The sequence below is a fragment of the Photobacterium pectinilyticum genome (assembly GCF_024357955.1).
Lineage (GTDB): Bacteria > Pseudomonadota > Gammaproteobacteria > Enterobacterales > Vibrionaceae > Photobacterium > Photobacterium pectinilyticum.
The window spans coordinates 1-24,422 of the sequence record NZ_JANEYT010000073.1; the positions used below are offsets into that span (position 1 = coordinate 1).

20 protein-coding genes are annotated in these 24,422 nt (G+C 44.6%); 14 read left to right on the forward strand and 6 right to left on the reverse strand.

Annotated elements, in window-relative coordinates; translation table 11 throughout:
- Positions 1 to 320 precede the first annotated feature (320 nt).
- The 6 genes from NHN17_RS20810 to NHN17_RS20835 all read left to right on the forward strand — a co-directional run bounded on the left by NHN17_RS20810 (position 321) and on the right by NHN17_RS20835 (position 6,109).
- Positions 321 to 1,640: a PTS sugar transporter subunit IIC gene (locus tag NHN17_RS20810; protein WP_255044549.1), complete on the forward strand. Its 1,320-nt coding sequence runs from the start codon at positions 321 to 323 to the stop codon at positions 1,638 to 1,640.
- A 34-nt stretch (positions 1,641 to 1,674) separates the two neighbouring features.
- On the forward strand, positions 1,675 to 1,983 hold the full coding sequence (locus NHN17_RS20815; RefSeq protein ID WP_255044550.1) for a PTS sugar transporter subunit IIB: 309 nt from the start codon (positions 1,675 to 1,677) through the stop codon (positions 1,981 to 1,983).
- Positions 1,984 to 2,052: 69 nt separating this feature from the next.
- Entirely contained in the window at positions 2,053 to 3,468 is a 1,416-nt protein-coding gene (locus NHN17_RS20820; protein ID WP_255044551.1) for a glycoside hydrolase family 1 protein, read from the forward strand.
- A 19-nt stretch (positions 3,469 to 3,487) separates the two neighbouring features.
- Entirely contained in the window at positions 3,488 to 4,432 is a 945-nt protein-coding gene (locus tag NHN17_RS20825; RefSeq protein ID WP_255044552.1) for an ROK family protein, read from the forward strand.
- Positions 4,433 to 4,443: 11 nt separating this feature from the next.
- Entirely contained in the window at positions 4,444 to 4,779 is a 336-nt protein-coding gene (locus NHN17_RS20830) for a PTS lactose/cellobiose transporter subunit IIA (RefSeq protein ID WP_255044553.1), read from the forward strand.
- Positions 4,780 to 4,915: 136 nt separating this feature from the next.
- Positions 4,916 to 6,109: a carbohydrate porin gene (locus tag NHN17_RS20835; RefSeq protein ID WP_255044555.1), complete on the forward strand. Its 1,194-nt coding sequence runs from the start codon at positions 4,916 to 4,918 to the stop codon at positions 6,107 to 6,109.
- A 68-nt stretch (positions 6,110 to 6,177) separates the two neighbouring features.
- On the opposite strand, the gene NHN17_RS20840 is transcribed toward NHN17_RS20835, so the two are convergent.
- Positions 6,178 to 6,408 carry a hypothetical protein gene (locus NHN17_RS20840; protein WP_255044556.1) on the reverse strand — a complete coding sequence of 77 codons (231 nt, stop codon included), beginning with the start codon at positions 6,406 to 6,408 and terminating at the stop codon, positions 6,178 to 6,180.
- 181 nt (positions 6,409 to 6,589) lie between these two features.
- Positions 6,590 to 7,597, reverse strand: a complete 1,008-nt coding sequence (locus tag NHN17_RS20845) for a LacI family DNA-binding transcriptional regulator (protein WP_255044557.1) — start codon at positions 7,595 to 7,597, stop codon at positions 6,590 to 6,592.
- Between the two features lie 810 nt (positions 7,598 to 8,407).
- On the opposite strand from NHN17_RS20845, the gene NHN17_RS20850 reads away from it, so the two are divergent.
- Positions 8,408 to 11,860 (forward strand): hypothetical protein, encoded by a 3,453-nt coding sequence (locus NHN17_RS20850; RefSeq protein ID WP_255044558.1) that lies wholly within the window; start codon positions 8,408 to 8,410, stop codon positions 11,858 to 11,860.
- A gap of 95 nt (positions 11,861 to 11,955) precedes the next feature.
- Here the strand turns inward: NHN17_RS20850 and NHN17_RS20855 are convergent, their stop codons facing one another.
- Positions 11,956 to 12,594: a CatB-related O-acetyltransferase gene (locus tag NHN17_RS20855; protein WP_255044559.1), complete on the reverse strand. Its 639-nt coding sequence runs from the start codon at positions 12,592 to 12,594 to the stop codon at positions 11,956 to 11,958.
- A gap of 635 nt (positions 12,595 to 13,229) precedes the next feature.
- Between NHN17_RS20855 and NHN17_RS20860 the strand changes: the two genes are divergently transcribed.
- Positions 13,230 to 13,436, forward strand: a complete 207-nt coding sequence (locus NHN17_RS20860) for a hypothetical protein (protein WP_255044560.1) — start codon at positions 13,230 to 13,232, stop codon at positions 13,434 to 13,436.
- Positions 13,437 to 13,568: 132 nt separating this feature from the next.
- Here the strand turns inward: NHN17_RS20860 and NHN17_RS20865 are convergent, their stop codons facing one another.
- The 3 genes from NHN17_RS20865 to malI all read right to left on the reverse strand — a co-directional run bounded on the left by NHN17_RS20865 (position 13,569) and on the right by malI (position 16,583).
- Positions 13,569 to 14,126: a YceB family lipoprotein gene (locus NHN17_RS20865; protein WP_255044561.1), complete on the reverse strand. Its 558-nt coding sequence runs from the start codon at positions 14,124 to 14,126 to the stop codon at positions 13,569 to 13,571.
- Between the two features lie 206 nt (positions 14,127 to 14,332).
- Positions 14,333 to 15,445, reverse strand: a complete 1,113-nt coding sequence (locus tag NHN17_RS20870) for an NADH:flavin oxidoreductase (protein ID WP_255044562.1) — start codon at positions 15,443 to 15,445, stop codon at positions 14,333 to 14,335.
- Positions 15,446 to 15,560: 115 nt separating this feature from the next.
- Positions 15,561 to 16,583: a Mal regulon transcriptional regulator MalI gene (gene malI, locus NHN17_RS20875; RefSeq protein WP_255044563.1), complete on the reverse strand. Its 1,023-nt coding sequence runs from the start codon at positions 16,581 to 16,583 to the stop codon at positions 15,561 to 15,563.
- Positions 16,584 to 16,881: 298 nt separating this feature from the next.
- Here malI and malX point away from each other — a divergent pair, with 298 nt between their 5' ends.
- From malX to NHN17_RS20905, 6 genes are all read left to right on the forward strand, one after another.
- Complete coding sequence (gene malX / locus NHN17_RS20880; protein ID WP_255044564.1) at positions 16,882 to 18,453, forward strand: maltose/glucose-specific PTS transporter subunit IIBC; 1,572 nt, start codon at positions 16,882 to 16,884, stop codon at positions 18,451 to 18,453.
- A 112-nt stretch (positions 18,454 to 18,565) separates the two neighbouring features.
- Positions 18,566 to 19,738 (forward strand): MalY/PatB family protein, encoded by a 1,173-nt coding sequence (locus NHN17_RS20885; RefSeq protein WP_255044565.1) that lies wholly within the window; start codon positions 18,566 to 18,568, stop codon positions 19,736 to 19,738.
- Between the two features lie 138 nt (positions 19,739 to 19,876).
- Positions 19,877 to 20,293: a hypothetical protein gene (locus NHN17_RS20890; RefSeq protein WP_255044566.1), complete on the forward strand. Its 417-nt coding sequence runs from the start codon at positions 19,877 to 19,879 to the stop codon at positions 20,291 to 20,293.
- Between the two features lie 69 nt (positions 20,294 to 20,362).
- The gene (locus NHN17_RS20895) at positions 20,363 to 21,538 is read left to right on the forward strand and encodes an amidohydrolase (protein ID WP_255044567.1); all 1,176 of its coding nucleotides are present in this window, start codon (positions 20,363 to 20,365) and stop codon (positions 21,536 to 21,538) included.
- Positions 21,539 to 21,630: 92 nt separating this feature from the next.
- The gene (locus tag NHN17_RS20900) at positions 21,631 to 22,995 is read left to right on the forward strand and encodes an MATE family efflux transporter (RefSeq protein ID WP_255044568.1); all 1,365 of its coding nucleotides are present in this window, start codon (positions 21,631 to 21,633) and stop codon (positions 22,993 to 22,995) included.
- 202 nt (positions 22,996 to 23,197) lie between these two features.
- Positions 23,198 to 24,079, forward strand: coding sequence for an NAD(P)-dependent oxidoreductase (locus NHN17_RS20905; protein WP_255044570.1), 882 nt, complete (start codon positions 23,198 to 23,200; stop codon positions 24,077 to 24,079).
- Positions 24,080 to 24,422 lie beyond the last annotated feature (343 nt).

The window sequence follows — 24,422 nt, forward strand, 5'->3', positions numbered from 1 at the left end:
ATGGACAACGTATCACCATTTCCAGGAGGCGGTCATGGAGTTATCAAAATGTAGCACTATTAGGATCAGCTATTTAGATGTTAAACCATAATGTATAAACAGCTTTTGGATACCAACCATCTATTGCTGTTTAATCATGATGTGCCCTTCTAACTGTTTCAAATTAAAAACATCGACCTCGTCTTATCTTTAAAGCCAGTACGAGATTTATTTGTGAAATTGATCAAAAATCCAAACATCCAGACTGTAACCGGTTACCGTAACCGGTTACAGTCATTGCATAGATTAGAGCTTATAATTACAGAAAGGAGACTGAATCAATGAGTACACAAGCAGCTAGTTTGCAAAGTACGATGATGGATAGAGTAAATAGATTCCTACCCACTATATTAAAATTTGTTAACTCAAAGCCAATTACAGCAATCAAAGAAGGCTTCATGTTAACCATGCCTTTGACAATAATTGGCTCTTTTTTCCTTCTAATTGCATTCGTACCAATTGATGGTTACAACGAATTCATGGCTGGAATATTTGGCGAACAATGGGCAACACCTTTATTTCAGGTTGTCGGTTCTACATTTGATATCTTAGCGTTAATTGGTGTCTTTGGCATAGCATTCACCTATGTTAAATATGAAGGACATAATGGTATTAATGCTGGCGTTCTTGCAATAGTTTCAATGCTTATTGTGATTAATGCCTTTATTGTTGCTCCTGATGGAACAGAAATTGGCGGTGTAATACCAAAAGCCTTTTTAGGTGGTAAAGGTATGATCGCGGCTATATTAATAGGCCTATCTGTTGGCTGGATATATGCGCAGGTTCTTAACCGTAATTGGGTAATTAAACTACCAGAAAGCGTACCTGAAGGTGTTTCAAATGCGTTTAAATCACTAATTCCAGGTTTTATTATTATTTCTCTTGCTTTTAGTACTTATATTTTCTTTGATCTTGTATTCGATAAAACCTTTATTGAAACCATTTATGTCATAGTACAAACACCGCTTCAAAGCATGTCAGATTCATTTTTTGGCGCTGTAGGCATAGCATTGCTTATCTCACTGCTATGGTGGTGTGGTGTTCACGGTCCAGTTATCGTCATGGGTATCATGGGACCAATTGTTACTGCAAACGCACTCCATAACCAGACATTAGTGACAGCGGGTGAAGCGCTAATCGCTGGCGATAATGCGAAAATTGTAACTAACCAGTTCGTAGATCAGTTTATTACCGTGGGTGGTTCAGGGCTTACCTTCGGGCTTGTATGTTGCATGGTGATGTTCGCACGCTCTGCACAATATAAACAGTTAGGTCGCCTGTCTTTAATCCCTGGAATTTTTAATATTAACGAGCCAATAATCTTTGCCACACCTATTATCTTTAACCCAATAATGTTTATTCCATTCGTACTTGCACCAGTAACATCAGCCGTAATGGTTTATAGCGCAATTAGCTTTGGCTTGGTAGGTCCGTTTACAGCAGTACAAGTCCCTTGGACAACCCCGATGATATTAAGTGGATTTATTATTGGTGGCTGGAGTGCAGCTTTGCTTCAAATCAGTATTTTCCTGATGACCATATGTGTGTATTTCCCATTCTTTAAATATCAAGATAAGTTAGCTGCTCAAGCTGAAAAATAAATAACGCTATAATAAAATAATTAAGGTAATTAAAATGAAAAAGATTCTACTTCTATGTGCTGCCGGCATGTCAACATCAATGGTTGTGAAAAAAATGAAAGAGTCCGCGGTATCAAAAGGACTTGATGTTCATATTGAAGCGCATGGTGTTGAAACAATCTCAGATTATTTAACAGAATACGATATTTTCTTGTTGGGCCCTCAAATTAGATTCAAAAAAGATGAATTACAAAGACTAGCCGATCCAATTGGTAAGAAAGTTGAAGTTATCGATATGCTTGATTATGGCATGTTGAAAGGCGAAAAGATCCTTGATGATGCTTTAGCACTACTTAATCAATAACATTTGTTAATACGCGTATCAAACGACAAATAGATACGCGTATCAATCTTAAAATTAAAAGAGATTAATATGAAGTTTTCAAATGAATTCTTATTTGGCGCGGCCACAGCTGCTTACCAAGTTGAAGGTGCGTGGGACCAAGACGGTAAAGGTATAACGAACTGGGATGAATTTACTAAAATCCCAGGTAAAACCTTCGAAGGTACGAATGGCGATGTCGCAGTTGATCACTATAATCGTTATAAAGAAGATATTGCTCTGATGGCTGAAATGGGCCTAGAGTCATACCGATTCTCTATATCATGGGCACGTATACTGCCCAATGGTACTGGAAAAATAAATCAAAAGGGCATTGATTTTTATAATAAACTTATTAATGAATGTCTCAAGCACGGCATCGTTCCTTTTGTAACCTTGTACCATTGGGATCTGCCGTTACCATTAGAAAAAGATGGCAGCTGGTTAAATAAGAAAACTGTCGATGCTTATGTGGAATATGCCAAGGTATGTTTCGAAGCCTTTGGAGACCGTGTTAAACACTTCATTACCTTTAACGAAACGGTGGTGTTCACCGCGCTAGGTTACCTTACTGGTGCACACCCACCAGGTATCACTAATGATCCAAAGAAATACTTCCAAGCCACACATAATGTTTTTTACGCCCATGCTCGCGCACTGATCGAGTATAAAAAACTTAACCAGTATGGTGAAATTGGCTTGAGTCATGTCTTCAGCCCAGCGTTTAGTATTGATGACTCAGAAGAAAACCAGTTTGCACAACTGCATGCAAACCAATTTAATACTAACTGGTTCTATGATCCTATCCTACTTGGTAGATACCCTGAATATGTTGTTCACGAACTTGAAAAATTAGGCTACGTTCCTGAGTGGACACAGGAGGAGTTAGATACCATTGCTCAAGCTGCACCATTGAATGACTTCATGGGACTAAATTACTATCAGCCACAGCGTGTTGAAAAAATTGATTCTTCCTTCCAAAGTAAAGAACTAACCCGTGAAAACTCGACGGGGTCACCTGGTAACCCAAGTTTTGACGGTGTTTATCGTACCGTAAAAATGGATGATAAGCGCTATACAAAATGGGATTGGGAAATTTCACCAGAAGGTTTTGTTTCTGGGCTAAAAATGCTCAAAGAGCAATATGGACAAATTAAGTTATATATTACTGAAAATGGTTTGGGTGATGAAGATCCCATCATTGAAGGAGAAATCTGTGACATTCCACGAATAAACTTTATCAATGATCACTTAGTTGCAGTAAAGGCTGCTATCGATAACGGGGTGAATATAAAGGGCTATTACGCATGGTCAGCAATTGATCTACTGAGTTGGTTGAATGGCTATAAAAAGCAGTACGGCTTTATTTATGTCGATCACCAAAACGGTTTGGAGCGTAAAAAGAAAGCATCATTCCATTGGTTTAAAGATGTTATCGCAACACGTGGTGAGAACTTACATAAATAGGCACTAGTGGTTGATAATAATGAAAAAAGAGCAACTATATCTCGCTTATGATATTGGTGGCACCAACATCAAATATGGCGTACTAACCCAAGATGGAAAAATTCTTGATAAAGGGAAAGTCGAGACAGAACTAAATGGTGAGGCCATTATTGATTGTCTTGTTGCGATTAAGGAAAAATATAGCCATTTTTACCAGTTAAAAGGTGCAGCAGTTTCATTACCAGGTTTCATTAATGTCGATACCGGCTATATGCAAACAGGTGGTGCAATAGATGATTTTTATGGTATTAACTTTAAAGAAATCATGACAAAGAAACTCTCAATGCCCGTTGAGATTGAAAATGACGTTAACTGCGTTGCTCTTGCAGAAAAATGGTTAGGTAATGCGACGAAGTCAGAAAATTTTCTTTGTATTACATTAGGAACCGGTGTTGGTGGCGCAATATACTTTAATGGCCAGCTGATCAGAGGGCACAGATATATGGCTGGTGAATTCGGCTATATGTTAACGCGTGATTTTTTTGCAAACCAAGATTTGCCCGCAACCATGAGCTTTACAGCTTCGGTTAAAGAAGGCTTAAGACACCAATATATACTTCGCAAAGGTGAAGTCATGCTCGAGGAAGTGTCAGGGAATGATATTTATACGTTTGCTAAAGCGGGTGATGTTATTGCGAAAGATGTTATTGAGTCATTCTATGAGCATATCGCCATTGGTTTATATAACTTAATTTTCATTTTAAACCCAGAAAAAATAATTATTGGTGGTGCCATTAGTGAGCGACATGAAATTTTTGAAAAAATAATAGACAAGATACAAACCATCATCAATCATGATAAAGCGATAAATAATACGCAAACTTCAGATTATGTAAAAATTGAACCAACAAAATTTAACAATGATTCTGGTCTTATTGGCGCAGTCTATCATTTTATAACAATGTCTAATTCTAAACAGTTTTAAAGGGAGAGAATATGAGTGTATTAGTAGGTGAGGCGCTAGAAGGCACCGTTATGGAACTGATCATCAACGCTGGTGAATCAAAATCATGCGCGATGGAAGCACTGCGGGCAGCTAAAGCCGGTAGGTGGGATGAAGTTGATAACCACATGACGTCATCAGCTGCGGCAGCTAAACGTGCACATGATGTACAGACACAATTAATTGGTTTAGATGAGGGTGAAGGTAAAGTACCTGTAAATCTTATTATGGTTCATGCACAAGATCATATAATGACGGCCATGCTAGCAAAAGAGCTTATTGTTGAGTTAATTGATATCCATCGAATGTTACTAAAAAATAGTAATTAAAATAATTATCACCAATGCCTTATTTTAAATTACCCCATATTTATGGGTTAGTCTTACGTATTATTATAAATAAAATACATGCAACAACTGTTGTGTAAGAGCTTGTTACATCTTTAATTTTGTTAGGGTTTAAAAAATGAAACTATTACCATTAGCCATAGTAATATCTACACTGTTGGCAACATCAACTACTTTTGCCAAAGAAGTCGATTCGGATAATGATTTAACATTTACTGGTTATGCTCGCTATGGTCTGCATTATGCTGACAATGGAAACGATTATGTTCGGGCTGATGGGCAAATGTCAGACAGCGCTGCAGGCCGATTAGGTAACGAATCGAACGGCGGCGAATTCCAGTTTTCTAAAGGGTTTAACGGTAGCAATGGCACTAATTGGGATGTTGTGTTGATGCTGGAAAATTGGTGGAAAGAAGATGGTGAATATGGCGATATTGCTCTGAAGAAATTTTATACGGGCGTATCGGGTGTATTTGCATCACAGCCAGATCTTTATATCTGGGCAGGTAGAGACTTCCACCAACGCCCGCAACAAGGGATCAATGATTACTTTTGGATGTCTCATGATGGGCAAGGTGCCGGCTTCTATAATCTCAATCTTGGCGGTGTTTATTTCGATCTGGGCGCTGTTGGTCAGACTGCTGATGAAGGCACAGGTGATAGTGGTAACTATGCGATTACAACTAAACTTCACGGCATTAATTTAACTGACGATTTGGGCTTAACACTTTATGCTAACTACGGCTTTTCTTCTGATAAAGTAAAAGACTCGGCAGATCCGGGTAGAGAAGACATCACCGCTTATCAAGTTGCCGCAGTTTTAGACTATAGCGGCCATAACTTCATGATCCGTTACTCAAACAACTCTGATACCTCGGTATTTAATAAAACAGATGACCTAACCATTTGGTATGCAAGTTTAGAAGGTGCATTTGACCTAGATGATCGTACGGCTATCGAGTATTTAGCAGGTTTCCATAAGTACGACGGTGATGATAAAGCACTAAACCGAACAAACTATTCCGCAATTGTTCGTCCAACCTATGCTTGGACAGATGTGCACTCTACTTGGTTAGAGGCTGGGTACTCATTAGTTGATTACGATGAATCTGATGAAAACTCCGCATGGAAAGTGACGCTCTCTCAGAATATTAGCTTCGGCAACAGCTCATCTGATCGTCCAATGCTGCGTTTTTATGCGACTGTCGGTGAGGCCGAGAATAATGTTGATGCTAAGACGGGTTCTTTGAAAACCAAAGATATCGATCGAGACACATTTGCAGTGGGTGCAATGTGGGAAGCTTGGTGGTAATCATATAGTTACAAAAAAGAGCAGCAAAATGCTGCTCTTTTTTATTCGAAGCAAAAAATAAACAACACCTAAAGATTGACACTTTTCCTTTGTGAGCAGATTAAGCCATATCGCTTGGCATCAATACAGATCCCTTTCTCTACTTTACTTTCATTGACAATACTACATTGATGTGTAACCCGTTTTAATTCACAAGCCTGTTGTACATCTTTCAGTGTTGGTACTGCCGTTTGCACAATTACCGCCATGGCTGGTGCAGCGATGAAAGCTGCCATTGAGATAGAGATTAACCATTTCATATGAGCATCCTTGAGTATGTTTTCCAGAGTAACAACTTAATTCTAGACATTACATAAAGAAGTGCATATTTTATTTGCATAACTATGCGTTAAGCGGTACGAAATTGAGAGTTCTAATCATCTGATAGGTGCATAACAAAAAGGCCGTAATAGGCCTCTTAAGCTTAAAATGCGAAGCGTGTTACGTGTTTGGGGGTGTTGCTGAATGACGAACAATGAGCTCACCAGTAAACAGTTTCGACCCATTAGTGACCTGTTTACCTTCAGCTAATTCCTGCGCGATTTGCATTGCGTGAAGGGTCATTGCTTTTATTGGCAACTCTACCGTCGTTAGCGAAGGGGTGACAAATGCACTTTTCTCTTGATTATCAATACCGACAACGGAAACGTCTTCCGGAACCTTTATACCTGCATCAGACAGGGCCTTCATTACACCAATTGCAATATCATCGCTAGCAGCAAAGATAGCACTAAATGGAACCTTGACCTTTAGGAGCTGTTGGCATGCATCATAACCACCGTAAACCGTAAAGTCTGGGCAGATAATATGACGATCTTGTGCTACAAGTTGATGTTGCTCAAGCTTTTCTTCAAAAGCTTGAAACCGCAATCGCGTTGTCGGCGTTGTCGGCTCTGGTCCGATATAAATAATATCTTTATGGCCAAGGTCGATTAAATGCGTAATGGCAATTTGTGCAGCATGTGTATGATCAAAACCAACAGTATAGCCTGCCGATGCAGGGAGATCACGGCCGACATTGACGATTGGTGTTGAGATCGAGCGCTTAAGAGAAATGATGTCGCTTACGGACATCTTTCGCGTGTACAAAATGATAACGTCGCACTTTCGATCGGCAAGAAAATGAATGGCTTCTTTCTCTCGTTTAGCGCAGTTATGACCATCTGTTACAATGAGCTGCTTCCCTGTCTTTTCAGCGGTTTGAGATGCTTGTTTCAACAGTCGACCAAAGTAGTTCCCATCAAAATCAGACAGAACGATGCCAATGCTGTTGGATTTATTCGTAGCAAGAGCTTGAGCTAATGAGTTAGGACGAAAGTTGAGCGCATCCATTGCCTCGAAGATAGCTTTTTTGGTTTCTTTACTCACTTGGCCTGTGCCATTAATGGCTCTGGATACAGTCGCTTTCGACACTCCGACCATTTTACTTATGTCGTTTATTGTTGCCATGTAAACTTCTCGATATATGAACGCTAGCCAGCAAACTTATTATATTTTCTTATAGCCAGTATGACATTACTTTGGATCATTGTAATCGGTTTCTGTATTACCGTCATTCCACAGCTATTCTTTGGTGATTTATAGTGTGATCAGTAGATAATCAAGGTCAAAAAAACAACAGCTATAGTATAAAGGAAATCTGTTACGCAAGAATGACTCCCCAGCAAGCAAGAGTTAACAAAGATCAAAACTGTCAGACACATCAGCTATGGGTAGGCAGTTGAACATCAGAGGCATGAAACTAGAAAGATCTGTCCTTGACCCAATCAAGATTCACACCACTTCCTGTTTACTCTAGGCCAGTGTAAGCATCAAGAATAACAAGAAGAGTAAATAAAAGTATCACCACCAGAAGCGCAGCGAAATTCAACACGCAAGTAAACTCTGAGTAAGGAAGTATATTGTTGAATACGAAATAACGGGCTTATAAACACCATTATGCTTGCCTTTAATGTAATCCGTCAGCACTGGCCCCATTTCATGCTGATGATTTATATAAAATTCACTCTTTTAAAATATCAAAGTCACCACTATGAATTTATAATATCGAAATAACGAGAGCTTGTATGCAAACCAGTAATGTTAAATATACCCAAAAGTACCAACTGTACGTAGAATAAGGTTTTATCTATCACTTCAGCTCTCCATTAATTGGTAAGTACCGTTTGGCTTAGCTGTCGCTGTTTTAACGTAGTTTTATTCACCAAAGGCTCAATGACAAAGGTTACCACTCCCTTTTGTCTGTCGTAGAGAAAAAATATGCCCCTCCTTAGCAAAGTGACCCCATTCAGTTTACTCTTGAGTGCCGCCCTAACATTAACCGGCTGTAACGCTGATAGTCAGCACGACGACGATGATGATAGTTTACACCCAGACATCGGAACGGGTGTGTGCTCATCCCCTTCCATTGAAGCATTGCAACAGCCGTTAGATATTCATTTTGATGATTGGCGTTTTGATGCCGGCAATGCAGACTGGGTTGCAACCGCGCAGGTTGCAGGAAAGTACGCCGCAGCCAATAGCAAAACGCTGTCCATCGAGCTCCGTGATATCAACCAGAGGATTGAAACAACCATCACTGCCGATAGAATTATGCAATCAGTCCCTGACGTTATTCTAACGTCAGACAGTCAAATCTGCGCAATGAGCTTAACCCCATCTGGTCGCTTCCTTTATTTCACCGTATGTGGTGACGACCAAGACGCCATCTTTGCCTATAACACCAATACCGACTCATTATCACTGTTTGACCAGCGCATTCTCTCTAGTCAACGCCAGCAACGCTTGGGAATGACGTATTTTCAAGGGCAATTATTCGTCGGCAGCGATAAAGGCGTTTATCGCTATGATGCAGATCGTAACGCTGTATATGACGGGGCGGGAAGAGGGAACGGTGAGTTAATCACAACCGATTCAGCAGTCACTGGCTTAGCGGTTGATATGCTGGAGGCGACACTCTACGCCACCACATCAACGGGGCTATACCGCTTTTCTCCACAGGAAAACACGGTTAATCAAATCAGTGACATTACCGAGATCGAAGCCATCACCTTAGGCCGGGTCTACGGCGCAGAAAACAGTGGGGGGTTATACCTTTTACAGTGTAAAGCCGATGATAAAGAACAACGGCTTTGGCATGTTGGCCTTAATGAATTACGGGATACAGACAAGGTCACCCCACAACTCTATCACCGTGAGGTAGACACCGCCCTGAGTGATATCAGTGCTACCGCTGACGGACGCATGATGCTGGCCCAGTCAAACGTTAAGATGATGTTTGAGCTTGGCGATCAACGTTTAAGTTATGATGACTGGCTGCTCAATGAACTTGATAGCTATAAACAAGCGATCTTCAGTCTCGTTGAAGGCGGCGGTATCCCTGGCACCGGTAATCAGCACGATAAGCCCGGCATGCTGTTACGCAAGATATCAGCATTCGATAAAAATCCCAACAAAACACCGATTGCCGATAATGTCGGTTGGGCGTTATTCCTTTTGATGGCTATCGATCAAGTTGCACCAGATCCGGATATCGAAAAGGTTATCGAACTTCTGATCCGCACCCATGCTGGCCTTACTCCGGGCCATGGTGGCGAGCGAACTGTCGATGGCCACTTCATTCGCGTTTATCGAAATGACGGCACCGTCGACGGAGAAAGTAACCCCAACACTGGTCAACTTCGCTCCCAACCTCAGGTATACGTAAGTATGAAGTTCTTGCCAGCGGCAATCAAAGCGGCAGAACTCTACCCTGACAACGCAAATCTGCAGCAATATCAGGAATACCTCCGCCAACTATTTAAGCGCTCCTCGGACGTTGTCGCGGCGCAACAAAGGATCACTTGGACTAACGACGATCATGGTCCAGTGCCTACAGGAGCAAAAGGCACAAACTTAATGGCGAATGAAACTTGGATCTTCGGTGATATTGCAGCCGCACAAGATCCCTACGTAACGTCAGATTACGCCCGTTATACCTATGATCGCGAAAGCTTCAAAATTGATGATTACCTAAAAGGCGAACCCGTAATCAAAGCTTCCCAGTCTGCATTTATCATCATGGGCGCAACAATGATCCTTAATCATCACTACTATGATGATGGCTGGAAAGAGCAGAACCGAAATTACTATGGCCTCACGATGGCGGAAACCGACGATATGGGCGTACCATACTTTGCCGCCTTCTCTGCTGGCAATCATCCGCCTTGCCCAACCGGTGACGAAAATTGGTGTGGTACATATTACAACGATGGCCCCTCTGACCATCCTAATGATATTTTGCACTTCCCTGCAGTACTCGGCTTTGGCCAGCACCAACTAACGGCCCCTGTGGTAGGGGGATATATGGCTTATCGGGACGGTCGCCGCCAAGCAATGAATAACGCCTCAGGCGGAGAGTCCATCGAAATGCTCACTCGTTGGTCAATGGCGCTGGATGACTTTACGATGGATTCAGTTGGTATCGCTGACTTCTGGTACGGGGGCGTCGGGTTGGCAGAGGCCATCGCCCCCGGCACCATAGATAAACTGCGTGGTGATTTTTACCGCCCTTATGTGCAAGAGCAGGACGGTAAGCTTATCTTTTCAAACATGACTCCCCGTCGTGTAATTGGTATTGATTCAAATGGACAACGTACCGATTACGGCTATCAAATCGCCCCATTTTCTCTTCCAAGAAACCACAGCCACTATGAAGTCATTGATCCCGAGGGTGACTGGATCGAATTGGAAGATACCATTGCAGAACTTGAAGGGCGAACCAAGCAGTTTACCAATCCGACCTTCCTACGCAACCTGCAAGGGTGGCAGAAAGTCGGCGGGGGGAATGCCGAGGTTGTCTCTGGCTTCACCGGTAAGGCCGTTCAATTGACAGCACAAGGCGAAACCTATGTAAACCAACCGCTGGATGTATCACTGGCTTTAACAGATAGCCGCTACCTTGTCGAAGTCATCGCAAGTGGTGACGGAAATGGTGCGCTACGGCTACGCTGGCGCGCAGACAAAGATATGAACAGCGCTCTTCTAAAAGAAGAGAGCGTGGACATTACAGGTTCAAATCCTCAGCCTCTAAGGCTTAAGAGTCACAAGCCTGATGGCGCAAATTACCTCCATATCGAGTATGTCGCCACGGAGGGCAGCGTGATGTTTGAAAACACGGCTGTCATGCTTCGTGGGGCTGATAGCCCGATCGAAAACGGAGGGTTTGATCAGGGCTTTTCTCATTGGTCGCCTGGCGATGGCGTTGACATAATAGACGCACCTGAATTGGCAACATCGGGGACTAAAGTACTGGAATTTTTCCGTGGCGCTGGAGTAATGCGATCTGCCAGTGTGGGGCGCAATTTTGACATTTCAAGCGACCCAATTGGTACCCGCTACTTGTTTCGGTTTGACTACGATGCAACACAAGTCGAAGATGTTCAGTTCACAGGTCATATCGAGGTCCTTGATGAGGATGGCGAAAGGGTTGTATTACGACAAGATATTGTGGACTTAACACCGGGAAGTCAGGGAGAGCGAACATTTACCATTCGTAAACGACCGACCGATACCCACTTTCTTCTAACATTAGAAATGAAGCAATTAGATGCGAACGCGCCGGCTGCGCGTATTTTCATCGATAACTTTCGCTTAGACAAGGAGCGCCTATTCCATCCCTCAGATTGTGTGATGGATAGCCCTAGTGGCTGCTTACCGTCACAACATAAATAGGCCGTGTTATTGTTTTACTCTCGGTAACAAGTCATTGGTGGAGGTCATTTCCACCAATGATTTTTTTTGTTCTTATTTATCTCCAGGCTCCAATACTACTCTCTTTTATCGTAATCAAGATGGGCTTTTTCCAGCACATCGATATCATCGCCACAGATCATATCTTTTAGAGCCTGGATCTTACTCTCGGGCCAATCGTAAATATTCAGGGCCAGTAACCGCTCAATGGTATCTGGCGTAAAACGTTTACGAATAGTTTTCGCAGGACTACCACCGACAATCGCATATGGCTCAACACCTTTGGTGACCACACTATTGGCGGCAACAATTGCCCCTTCACCAATAGTCACGCCCGGCATGATCATGGCACGCATACCAATCCAGCACCCATCGCCAAGGTGAGTATCCCCTTTCGACTGGTAAGCTTCGTCAATTTTGTCCATAAACGGGTAAAGTGAAAACCAATCAGCGCGATGAGTATGGTTTCCTCCCATCAAGATCACAGCCTCAGCCCCAATACAGACATAATCGCCGATATAGAGCTTATCGATTTCCCAGCGCGGTTCACGATGACAAGTTTGCTCATCGCCATGGAGATAACGCACGACAGAACGCTCGAAACCATTGTCGTAAGCATCGCTGTAGTAACTGTGAGTGCCTTTGATGGAAACATTTTGGTTTTTGACGGTCTCATGGAGCATTTCCATTTTCGACCAATGCTTATTGTTCGTCATCGCTTAGTTCTCTTTAAAACAGAAAAAACAGTTAGCCGATGAAAAAGCAATTCAAGACCATCAACCAAACGTCCGCACCTGCAAGTTATTACGGCGAACATGAGTATATCTGTATTGGTGGTCTCGCTTTATTCTTCGGCAGTAAATAATTGAAATTTATCTACTGCCTGCACTAAGCGACTTGGGGCTGCTTGAGGTAAGCCGTTTTGACAACGAAGATGCAGGTAAGCTTGCGAGTTAACATCAACATCTTATGCACCTCCGTAATTGAATGGGTTCGAATAATTCAAGTACGGCTAACTTAGCGATATAACGCTTTCGGTCAATCTTTTCTTGCACGATGAAACAGAAAACTAACGTTACCGTTATGGAATGTAGCCTTCGAAGGAGGGATAGAGCAGGACGTTCGAGAATACAGTGCTGATACTCTGCATTTTCAGCAGGACACAACAATAACAAAATCCCAAAATAACAAAATTAAGCCCTTGAAAATCATCCCCCTTAAAAATAAACATCTAGAAGCACTACAACACCTAGCATAAGAAAAATTGATCAAGCTCAAGCCGCTCTATCAATTTGTCTTATAATATAGCTAAAATAAATTTGAATAATTCAAATAATCAAGGAAAGTACACATGGAATTTTCACAGCGTTTTGTTAAACCTATTGTCGCTATATCGGTGATTTTGGCTGGTTCCGCTATTGCGACTCACATCAAGTCTCGTAATAGTGATGAGCTTGATTTAAAAAGTTCAACAGAATGCCTAGCTGAAAGTCTAGACAAAAGTTGCAATGATAGTCATAGCGTTCGTGACACTAATGGCTATGTTCTGGTGAAGTAATTCAAATACAGTGCTGACTGCAGCATAATTTCATCCCTACAATACGAAATTATCCGCTGTCGCAAGAGTGGAAATAAAAAAGGATTAGCTGTCACGCTAATCCTTTTTCTTGATTTGAAGCGTTAATAACGCTTAATCAAACAACTCTATCACTAGCTTATTGTTCTTTATGACCAAATTTGGCTCGGCCGATTTGATTAAGGCTTCCTGCACTGTTGAACTATCGAGCTTGTACACCGGCTGTTTTGATAGCGCGTAGCCAATCATGGATACCGCAGGTTTTAATAGTTTTTTGATTTCTGGGGTAAGTTGTTTGCTACTTTCATCAAAACGTTCTAACCGCAGTGATTTTAAATAAACCTCACCGCTGTCTTTGTCATATTCAGGAATAGCACTGAACTCGACATCCAAATCCAACCCCATGCTTTTCATTGTTAACATTTGTACCTGCGCATTGGTACTGGCAAACACAGACACCCGGTCGGCATCAGCCCGGCCAATTTTGACCTCTAAATCATCTACCGCGACTTCTGCATACATCACATTTTCAACCCCCACAGATTGATCCAGACTGACAGAATCTTGCAGGTAGTTAGTCATATCTTGTTCTGAAATGCTGTAACTGGCGCAGCCCCCAAGCAAAGCGGCAGCCAATGCCACAGAAAGTATTTTGGCTTTTGTTTTTATCATCAATCACTACTCTTAGCTATCACCTCTTCTATTGTTAGCACAACAATAGAAAAGTGTTTCTATGCTTTGTTCTATTGTCATCAATACAGCATCTCTGCCAGCATCAAGTCATCGTGATGTCAGTATTTCATGGCTAACGACCAGATCAAAAAAGCCAGCAATATTTTGCTGGCTTAATCATCAACCGGTACAGAAATCTGCCAAATTTACATTTGAGCGAGCTGTGACTTTCTTTCCTTGTTCACCACACAGAAGTTTCCGCGCTTGGTACGACACTTCGAACAACGCTCACACTCAACCGGTGCTCTGTCACCCTCTTTCCAACGCTTAATCAAATGCGGCTCAGACAGCAAAGGACGTGAAAGCGCGAAATACTGGATAGTAGTGTTTGCTGCAATCTTCTCTATCGCCGCAATATCCGTTAAGCCACCCACGGTGATCACAGGTACACTCACTTCTTGGCTGATAGCATGGCCATATTCATGAAAATAACCTTCCGCCTGGAGAGTGTGCCCATCAAAAGACTGGCCGATCATACTGTTTGCTTTGCCGTGAATATTGCCAGAGATGATAATGGCATCGACACCAACTTTCTCGAGCTCTTGGCAAACAATGCGGGTCTCATCGAAGGTCAAGCCACCTTCAAAAAACTCTGAGGCCGTCAGTTTGACGAGGATTGGAAACTCATCACCCACCAGCTTTCTGGTTTCAGCGTAGATCTCCATCAAAAATCGCATGCGGTTCTCTAGGCTACCACCGTACTCATCTTCACGGCGGTTGTAATATGGACTTAGGAACTGATTGATCAGATAAGTGTGGGCTGCATGGATTTCCACCCCATCAAAGCCGGATTTTTGGGCTCGCAAACTCGCTTCAGCAAACGCTTTGACAATGTAATCAATGTCGTCCCTGGTCATCGCCTTGCCCAGTGTTTGGGTACCGATTTCAGGTACTTCACTAGGAGCAAGAATAACCCTATCACCGAGGTTAAAGGTTGTTTTTGTACCTCCGTAAGCTAGCTGCATGACAATTTTCGAATCATTAAGATGAACCAGCTCAGTCAGTTTCTTGTATTCATCGATAAAGGAATCATTGTAAATCCCCATCATCCCTGCATTGGGCTTTTCTTCTTCAACTATGTTTGCATAACCCGTTACGATCAGACCGACTTCACCTTGCGCGAGTTCTTCATAGATAGCGTAAAGCTTATCCGTCATATGGCCATCTTCTGTCGCCATATTTTCCCACGTCGCACTGCGCATGAAGCGGTTCTTTAATGTCATACGGCCAATACGGGTTTCACTAAACAAAGTGCTCAAATCCAATCCTCTACAAATATCGTGTGGTACACAAAAAGTGGTGGCCGATATTACCGAGGATCTGCATGGCAAAACTTAATCTAGATTAAGTAAAAGCGATACGTCGCACCATAATCTACGCCGAGCCGCGAATAATCAGCTCAGGAGCCAATATAACCTTCTCGACAGCTTGTTCGCTGGCTTTCATCTTCTGCACTAAACGTTTGCCAGCCTGTTCACCGATGTCTTTGGCTGTTGACGACATGAACGTCAGCGGTGGATGAGTAAGCTCTGCTTCTGCCACATCATCAAAGCCAATTAGCGCAACTTGCTGACCAATATAATTATCGCGCCCGACAGTGCGGTTAACCCGCTCGACGCCGTATACGGCCCCCAGCGCGATAGCAGGCCGATGGCATAAGATAGCGGTGATCTTCGGGTGCTGGGTCAATAGTTCTTGCACCGTATTGGCAGCCGCCTTTTGGCTGCCCTCGCATTCGACAATCCATTCGCTTTTAAACGGCAGGCCGTACTGGATCAAGGTCGTACAATAGCCACCGATACGTTCTGCGCGAGTCAGAGAGTCTCCTTGCCCACCGACGTAAGCAATATGCCTGTGGCCCTGCTCAACCAAATGCTGGGTAGCATGCTTGGCGGCCAACGTATTATCGGGCACCACATAATCAATATCGTCATTGACGGTCGCCCGAGCAACACAAACAGCAGGAATTTCCGCTTGGGCCAACATATCAATCACATTCTGGCTCGCCCCTCGCAGTGGACTGAATGCCACACCGGCCACGCCTTGTTGAAGCATCGATTGTACGCATGCTTCCAATCGCTCAGGTGAATCGCCGCACTGGGCCAGGAATAACATGAAGCCATGCTTTTCAAGGATTTTGCTAAAACCTGCGGTGATCTCGGTATAAAAGGGATCGGTAATGTCCTTCAACACCAAACCGACCAAATTGGATTGGTTTGAGCGCAAATTCGCCGCAGCCTTATTACGCACATAACCCAAGGCCTTGATCGCATCATTAACCTTGTTGATCGTGGCCTCGGAGATCCGCCCCTTATTACCAAGCACCAACGAGACAGTCGATACCGACACCCCTGCATATTCAGCAACATCTGTGATTTTTACTTTTCTTTGACTCATTAGCAGCACGTATCCGTCTTCGAGACACCAAGGATATTACATGCTAGTAAAACGTTCTATCGAGCTTTTCACACTTTTACCTCGATCACAGTTTAAATCACTAACGGAAAACCGATCAGATTTCGTGATCCAACCTGCGAAATCAACTGATAAAACGTTTTATCCTATTTGCGTGAACACATTTAGCACGCTGATGCATGAACAAGAACGTCTCTGCACCAGCGTTTTTTTACAAAAGTTTGATAAAACGTTTTATCAACTCTACCTACGAAAACAATAAGGTTAGGGGTTACCCACTATGTCCAATACTTCTAAGAAAACAACCTTATGGGAGTTTTTCCAGAGCCTAGGAAAAACCTTCATGCTGCCGGTCGCCCTGCTAGCGTTCTCCGGTATTTTGCTCGGTGTCGGCAGTTCACTGTCGAGCAACGCGGTTAAAGAAAGCATCCCGTTCTTGGATTTCATGCCACTACAATTGCTGTTTATGTGGATGACCAAAATCGGTCTGGTTGCCTTTATTTACCTGCCGATCATGTTCGCTGTTGCCATTCCGCTTGGCCTGGCACGTGAAGAAAAAGGCGTTGCTGCCTTCGCCGGTTTCGTTGGCTACGCAGCATTGAACCTATCTATCAATTTCTACCTTACTGTTGCTGGCGTACTTGGCAATGCCGAGCAAGAAGCGGCTTACGGCGTGAAGTCGATCATTGGTGTCGACTCTATCGACACGGGTATTTTGGGTGCGGTCATTGTCGGTATCATCGTGGCAAAACTACACGCCCGTTTCTACACCTACAAGATGCCTGATGCGCTGGCCTTCTTCGGTGGCGCCCGCTTTGTTCCGATCATCACCACTGTCGTGCTGGGTGTGGTTGGTCTGATCGTACCTTTAATCTGGCCTTACTTCGCCGCAGGCATCAATGGCGTCGGTACGGCTATTTCCCATGCGGGTCCATTTGGTCCATTCCTGTTCGGTGCCGGCGAACGTCTACTTCTTCCTTTTGGCCTGCATCATATCTTGGTTGCCTTGATCCGATTTACTGAAGCTGGTGGCACCATGGACGTATGTGGCAATACGGTTAGCGGCGCACTGAATATCTTCTATTCTGAGCTTTCTTGTTCAACCACTGACAGCTTCTCGTCTTCAGCAACGGCCTTCCTGTCTCAAGGAAAAATGCCAGCTTTCCTCGGCGGTCTTCCGGGTGCTGCACTGGCGATGTACCATTGCTCGCGCCCAGAGAATCGCGGCAAAGTAAAAGCACTGCTGCTATCGGGTGTAGTGGCGTGTGTGATCGGGGGTATCACCGAGCCACTTGAGTTCCTGTTCCTGTTTGTTGCACCAGCGCTTTACCTGATCCACGCAGTCCTAACGGGCCTAGGCTTCATGGTAATGGGCCTACTAGATGTCACTATCGGTAACACCGACGGTAACATCATCGACTTCTTCATCTTCGGTATCCTGCAGGGTACAGCCACCAAGTGGTACCTAGTGCCTGTCGTGGCCGGGATTTGGTTTGCGGTCTACTACTCGGTGTTCCGTTTTGCCATCACCCGCTTCAACCTGAAAACACCCGGTCGTGAAGTGGAAAGTGCCGAGCAAATCGCATCAGCCGTAAGTGGTCAGAAAACCACTGGCTACAAAGGCGATATCATCCTTGAAGCTCTAGGCGGTGCCGATAACATCGAAGCACTGGACAACTGTATCACCCGCCTTCGCCTGTCCGTTAAAGACATGTCACTGGTTAACGATGCGGTGCTAAAAGCCAACGGTGCATTGGGTGTAGTGAAGCTTGACGCCCATAACCTACAGGTGGTGATTGGCCCTCAGGTTCACTTGGTGAAAAATGAGATTCAGGGCCTGATGCCAGCTTAATCTTTCTCAGCCAAAATCATTATGTCGGCGGGGAGTCCAACTCCCCGCATGGTATAAGACTGCACTTTACCTAATCAGAGCGCAGTCTTATACGTTGTTCTGCGAGGCACTTATGTTTGATTTCTCAACTCCCGTTAACCGCTATGGCACTTACTGTACCCAGTGGGACTATGTCCAAGATCGCTTTGGTGAAGCCGATTTGCTCCCCTTTACCATTTCCGATATGGATTTCGAAACCGCTCCCTGTATCCAGCAAGCCTTGCAACAGCGCCTAGCCCATGGCGTATTGGGTTACAGCCGTTGGAACCATAACGACTTCAAACAAGCCGTTACGGGCTGGTTTGCCAAACGCTACCAGGCAGAGCTTGACCAAGAAGCCCTCGTCTATGGCCCTTCGGTGATCTACATTATTTCCCAGCTCATCACACAGTGGAGCCAGCCGGGTGATGGCATTTTGGTCCATACCCCAGCCTATGATGCTTTCGGAAATATGCTTGAAGCCAACCAGCGCCAATTGCTTCCAAGCCCGCTGCTTAAAACCGCGCAGGGGTATGACATAGACTGGCAGCAATTTGAACAACAAGCGGCACGGCAAGAATGCAAAGTCCTTTTGCTTTGCAGCCCACATAACCCGACGGGCAGAGTATGGCGCAGAAATGAACTAGAGCGAATGGCTGACATTTGTCAGCGCCACAGCGTGAAGGTGATCTCCGATGATATTCATATGGACATGGCCTATTCCCAATACCTTCCGTGGTCAGAAATCGCTACTGGCAAGGACTGGGCCTTGGTGAGTTCAGGCTCGAAGTCATTCAATATCCCGGCCCTGACCGGTGCCTATGCCTTTATCCCCAATTCTGAATCGCGAGAACACTACCTCAAGAAACTCAAGGCGGCACACGGGCTATCTTCACCTTCGATTCTAGGGATAATCGCCCATATCGCCGCCTACCAGCAAGCTGATGACTGGCTGGACGCACTCAAGGATTATTTACAGCAGAACTTAATAACGGTGGCTGAGCGCTTTAACAACGCGTTACCGGAAGTTAACTACCAAGTGCCTGAAGGGACCTATTTAGCTTGGATAGATCTCAACCCATTAAACATCGATATGGATGCCCTACAACAGGTACTGATTCATGAGCATAAGGTCGCCATCATGCGTGGCGACACCTATGGTGAAGAAGGGAAAGGTTATATCCGCCTGAATGTCGGTTGTCCGTTGAGCAAGGTCGAAGCGGGGTTGGATGCTTTGATCACAGCAATCAAGCAAATACAGCCGTAACCAAAACAAAATAGCGATGACAGACTCACTGGCATCGCTACCTCACAGTTTTCATTCAATAACAGCATATTCATAGTGACTAACTATTCATTTTTGATAACCTTATCACCAACAGTAAACGATTGAGGTAACAAAGGGATGGTACTCACACTGCTAGGCGTTGTTTGTGGTTTACTGACCCTGTTGGCAATCAAAGAGCGCGGGCAATTTCGCAAATTATTTGGTGTAAGTGCACTTATCACATCATTCATCACGAGCTTTTTCTTGTTTGAACACCTTCAGGAAGAAAGGCGTCTTCGCGCTCTGACACCTTCAGCGCCTCAGTTTGCATTTGAAACCTATGCGCCCGACGAGTTCCTCAATACCGAAGGGGATCATTTCAGTTTAGAAGATCTCGAAGCGATCGCTTCCGAACTTGTTCGCCAACTACAAGAATCTGAAAACCACATCCATTCTCTTCAGCAACGGCTTGATAGTAAAAGGCAATTTATTTTGGATAATTGGGATGATGAACTTCCTGATGAGCTAAATATTAGTAGCGAATCCCTGCGATAGCCATCACACTTACCTCCAGTGATTCGGCGTAAGATATGCAACTTACATACTATAGCTGCACAGAATACTATGATTACGCCGATTGATTCCTTTGACCCTATCAACTTTCGCCACTTCCTTCATCAATACCCCGAGCTTTCTCAACATGAGCGTCAAACCGCTGATGTGATCAACCAACAGCTGCGCCAGTTTGGCCTTGTCCCGAAAGCTGACCTCGGAGGACACGGTATAGTGGTGGAATTTGACAGCAAAAATCCCGGTGAAACCAGCCTGTTTCGCGCCGATTTCGATGCCCTGCCAATACATGAGAATGCCTGTCACCATTATGCCTCTCGTCATTCCGGGATCATGCATGCCTGCGGCCATGACGGGCATACCGCTTCCTTGATGATGGTCGCCAAATACCTCTGCACACATCCACCGGTCACAGGCAGGGTTCTGTTACTGTTCCAACCGGCAGAAGAGACCGGATCCGGCGCCACGGCAATGCTTCAAGAACCTTGGCTAGCCCAACAACATATCGATAATGTCTTTGCTTACCATAACCTGCCCGGTTACCCGCTCAATACAGTCGTCATAAAACCCAATACATTTGCCTGCGCCTCAACCGGCGTGATTATCGAGCTGTTTGGCAAAACCTCCCATGCCGCCAAGCCCGAAAACGGTGTGGCCCCAACTTATGCGATGATGGAAACCATCAAGTTGATCCAACAATTGCCTGAGCAGTTTCCAGACGTATTCGCATTAACTACCGTGGTGCACGCCTCTCTTGGCGAAACGGCTCAGGGCAAGGCTACGTTCGGTACCGCTCCAGGTTATGCCAAAGTACTTGCGACACTGCGTAGCGATAGCAGCGAAACCTTGTTGATGATGAAGTCGCTTATAGAGCAACAAATCGCCGCCCAGTGTCAGCAGGAACAGCTCGGCCTCAAAGTATCGTGGCAAGAATGGTTCAATGCCGCCGTCAACTCACAGCCACATTGCCAGCAGGTTATCCACCAAGCCCGACGGCTTGGCCTTCCGGTCAATATAGTTGAAGAGCCAATGCGATGGTCGGAAGATGTGGCGGAATTTCTTGCTAAGTGGCCCGGCGCCATGTTCTGTCTTGGCAGCGGTGAACAACATCCGCAGCTGCATAACCCCGACTATGACTTTCCGGACGCGCTTATCGCCACAGCCAGTCAGTTATTCTGTGCATTGATTGAAGAAAAGCACGGCAACATGAGTGACATGCCGATCGATTAACAAATCGGAACGATTAATCGACAAGAAGGCTCTAGAAGTTAGCGGATGGATTGAAATATAATAATACAATTATTCACCTTTTGAATCCCTTTATGCAACAAGGAGCCCTCTTGCACCTCTCTCCGTTTGTTAAGATAAACCTCACAACCGCATGGCCATTGGCTATGAATGCACTGCTGATGCAGTCGATGTTATTGATTGACACTGTATTGATCTCACCACTTGGAGAAGTCCCTGTTGCTGCCATTGGTATTGCCACTGCCATTGTGGCTTTCCTACTCGGTTTTCAGAACGCGCTAGCAAACGGCACCCAGTTGGTGATCAGCCGGGCATATGGTTCAGGCCGCTCCGAAGCGCTGAGCGACTCGATCCTAAGTGGCATGGCAATAAACTTGGGGGTTGCAACGCTATTTTCGATGTTGCTGTTTGTGTTCGGGGAGCAATTGGTTGGCCATATCACCCAAGATCCTGAATTGCTTACGTTAACAGTTGGTTATCTTAATATATCCACCTTAACCTTGCTGTTCAGCGCCATCACCCAAGTTCTGATTGCAGGTTTCAATGGGCTAGGTAAAACCAAGACTCCTTTTAAAGGCTATCTGATTGAATTACCGGTTAATGCCGTGGCGACGTATCTGCTAATCCATTCACTTGGCTTGGGTGTTTTGGGCGCGGCATTAGGCAGTTTAGTCGCTATTGTCGTGCGCACCATTTTCCTTGCTTATTGCGTCAATTTAGATGACATGTTTACCCTGCGCAAGCCAGAAAAAATCAGCCGTTTCGTTTACCTCACCAAGCGCCATTTTATTGAAATATTTCCGATTGCGGCCAATATGGCCATGCTGGCCGTCGGGGCGACTATCTACCAACTGCTTTATTCGCAGCTAACCCTATACGCCTATGTTGCCATCACCTTGATCATGCCGTGGATCCGTATGGGTACCCAAGTGACAACAGCTGCAGCCCACTCAACCGCTATCCTGATCAGCCAAGCCATCGGGGCCAACAAACTCGATGATCTGCGAGAAAATGTTGATACCAGCATTAAAATTGCAGTGATACTGTCTATCATCACTTGCGGCTTTTTCTTTGTGCTCAGTTTATGCCTGCCGTTCATCTATCCAGAGATGAAACAGGAAACCTTCCAGGCACTGGCGATCACCGCCCCACTCTATATCTTCCTGCCCCTAGTCCGTGGCTACAATACCGTCCACGGCCACGCCTTGCGGGCCTTGGGCAAGACCAAAGCCGTCTTTGCCATCAATTTCTCTGGCCAATGGTTGGTGTCATTGCCACTGCTAGCACTCTTGCTCCAATTCTTTGATGCACCGCTGTTCTGGGCGTTTGCCATCATGCCATTCGAAGAATGTATCAAGGCAATTCCATTCCGCCACTTAGCACGCAAGACCCTCAATGAGTTCGACCAAGACAAAGCCTCAGAGCTGAACTACCACTAACGTACTAAACTCTTAGGGGAGAAAAATCACCTAGCACGACATCTCGCCTGTTCACAATTCAGAATCAGCTTAGATCTGGCTCAGATCAAAAAACTGTGAACTGGCAAAGATTTCAAAGCAATCTACATTTGCTTTAAGGCGAACAGACGTATATCCTTAAGCCAAATAGTCATACAATAGTATTTTTTATTAGGAGTCTGAAATGACTAAACCAGTAATTGGTTTCATCGGTCTTGGCCTTATGGGCGGCAACATGGTTGAGAATCTTCAAAACCGTGGTTACGAAGTTAACGTAATGGATCTTAACAAAGATGCAGTTGCTGCAGTTCTAGCTCGTGGCAACGCATCTGAAGCAGCTTCTGGTAAAGAACTAGCTGAGAAAAGTGACATCGTTATGCTTTGCCTAACAACTTCTGAAGTTGTTGAAAAAGTTGTATACGGCGAGACTGGTATCCTAGCAGGTATGTCTGAAGGCAAAACGCTAATCGACTTCGGTACATCTATCCCAGCTTCTACTAAGAAGATCGGTGCTGACCTTGCTGAGAAAGGCGCAGGCATGATCGATGCTCCTCTTGGTCGTACTCCAGCTCACGCTAAAGATGGTCTTCTAAACATCATGGCTGCTGGCGACATGGAAACGTTCAACAAAGTTAAGCCTGTTCTTGACGATCAAGGCGAAAACGTATTCCACCTAGGTGCGCTAGGTTCAGGTCACGTTACTAAGCTTGTGAACAACTTCATGGGTATGACGACTGTTGCAACTATGTCTCAAGCTTTCGCAGTAGCTAAACTAGCAGGCGTTGACGGTCAGCAACTATTCGACATCATGTCAGCTGGTCCTTCTAACTCTCCGTTCATGCAGTTCTGTAAGTTCTACGCTGTAGACGGCGAAGAAAAGCTAGGTTTCTCTGTTGCTAACGCTAACAAAGATCTTGGTTACTTCCTTGCGCTTTGTGAAGAGCTAGGCACTGAGTCTCTAATCGCTCAAGGTACTTCTACTAGCCTACAAGCTGCTGTTGATGCAGGCATGGGTAACAACGACGTACCAGTTATCTTCGACTACTTCACAAACCTTAAGAAGTAATTCGAACATAATTTAACGACGGCGCTGCAGCTTTATTGCTTCAGCGCCGTTTTTTATTTGGGGCTATTATTACTGAGCCTAACTCACTAAATTTCATCTCATTAATAATGAGACAGCCTTCCTTGATAAAACCAACGCAAAATCTGCACCTCCGCTTTCAGGTTGTATGCCGCCCCACCCCGCAAACTCACTCTTGATCATTGATGGCCATAGCCACACTCATCCCATAGCGGTATGAATTAAACCGTCTCACCTGGTAATAGCTAAGTAATACCAAACTGGAAAATTAACTGGTCAGGTTGATCCACTCTCTTGAACACATTTTTGATACCCTTTGGGGACT

Bases quoted from the DNA above. Each gene is read 5' to 3' on its own strand.
- NHN17_RS20810 (WP_255044549.1), top strand. From the start codon at position 321: ATGAGTACACAAGCAGCTAGTTTGCAAAGTACGATGATGGATAGAGTA.
- NHN17_RS20815 (WP_255044550.1), top strand. From the start codon at position 1,675: ATGAAAAAGATTCTACTTCTATGTGCTGCCGGCATGTCAACATCAATG.
- NHN17_RS20820 (WP_255044551.1), top strand. From the start codon at position 2,053: ATGAAGTTTTCAAATGAATTCTTATTTGGCGCGGCCACAGCTGCTTAC.
- NHN17_RS20825 (WP_255044552.1), top strand. From the start codon at position 3,488: ATGAAAAAAGAGCAACTATATCTCGCTTATGATATTGGTGGCACCAAC.
- NHN17_RS20830 (WP_255044553.1), top strand. From the start codon at position 4,444: ATGAGTGTATTAGTAGGTGAGGCGCTAGAAGGCACCGTTATGGAACTG.
- NHN17_RS20835 (WP_255044555.1), top strand. From the start codon at position 4,916: ATGAAACTATTACCATTAGCCATAGTAATATCTACACTGTTGGCAACA.
- NHN17_RS20840 (WP_255044556.1), bottom strand. From the start codon at position 6,408: ATGAAATGGTTAATCTCTATCTCAATGGCAGCTTTCATCGCTGCACCA.
- NHN17_RS20845 (WP_255044557.1), bottom strand. From the start codon at position 7,597: ATGGCAACAATAAACGACATAAGTAAAATGGTCGGAGTGTCGAAAGCG.
- NHN17_RS20850 (WP_255044558.1), top strand. From the start codon at position 8,408: ATGCCCCTCCTTAGCAAAGTGACCCCATTCAGTTTACTCTTGAGTGCC.
- NHN17_RS20855 (WP_255044559.1), bottom strand. From the start codon at position 12,594: ATGACGAACAATAAGCATTGGTCGAAAATGGAAATGCTCCATGAGACC.
- NHN17_RS20860 (WP_255044560.1), top strand. From the start codon at position 13,230: ATGGAATTTTCACAGCGTTTTGTTAAACCTATTGTCGCTATATCGGTG.
- NHN17_RS20865 (WP_255044561.1), bottom strand. From the start codon at position 14,126: ATGATAAAAACAAAAGCCAAAATACTTTCTGTGGCATTGGCTGCCGCT.
- malI (WP_255044563.1), bottom strand. From the start codon at position 16,583: ATGAGTCAAAGAAAAGTAAAAATCACAGATGTTGCTGAATATGCAGGG.
- malX (WP_255044564.1), top strand. From the start codon at position 16,882: ATGTCCAATACTTCTAAGAAAACAACCTTATGGGAGTTTTTCCAGAGC.
- NHN17_RS20885 (WP_255044565.1), top strand. From the start codon at position 18,566: ATGTTTGATTTCTCAACTCCCGTTAACCGCTATGGCACTTACTGTACC.
- NHN17_RS20890 (WP_255044566.1), top strand. From the start codon at position 19,877: ATGGTACTCACACTGCTAGGCGTTGTTTGTGGTTTACTGACCCTGTTG.
- NHN17_RS20895 (WP_255044567.1), top strand. From the start codon at position 20,363: ATGATTACGCCGATTGATTCCTTTGACCCTATCAACTTTCGCCACTTC.
- NHN17_RS20900 (WP_255044568.1), top strand. From the start codon at position 21,631: ATGCAACAAGGAGCCCTCTTGCACCTCTCTCCGTTTGTTAAGATAAAC.
- NHN17_RS20905 (WP_255044570.1), top strand. From the start codon at position 23,198: ATGACTAAACCAGTAATTGGTTTCATCGGTCTTGGCCTTATGGGCGGC.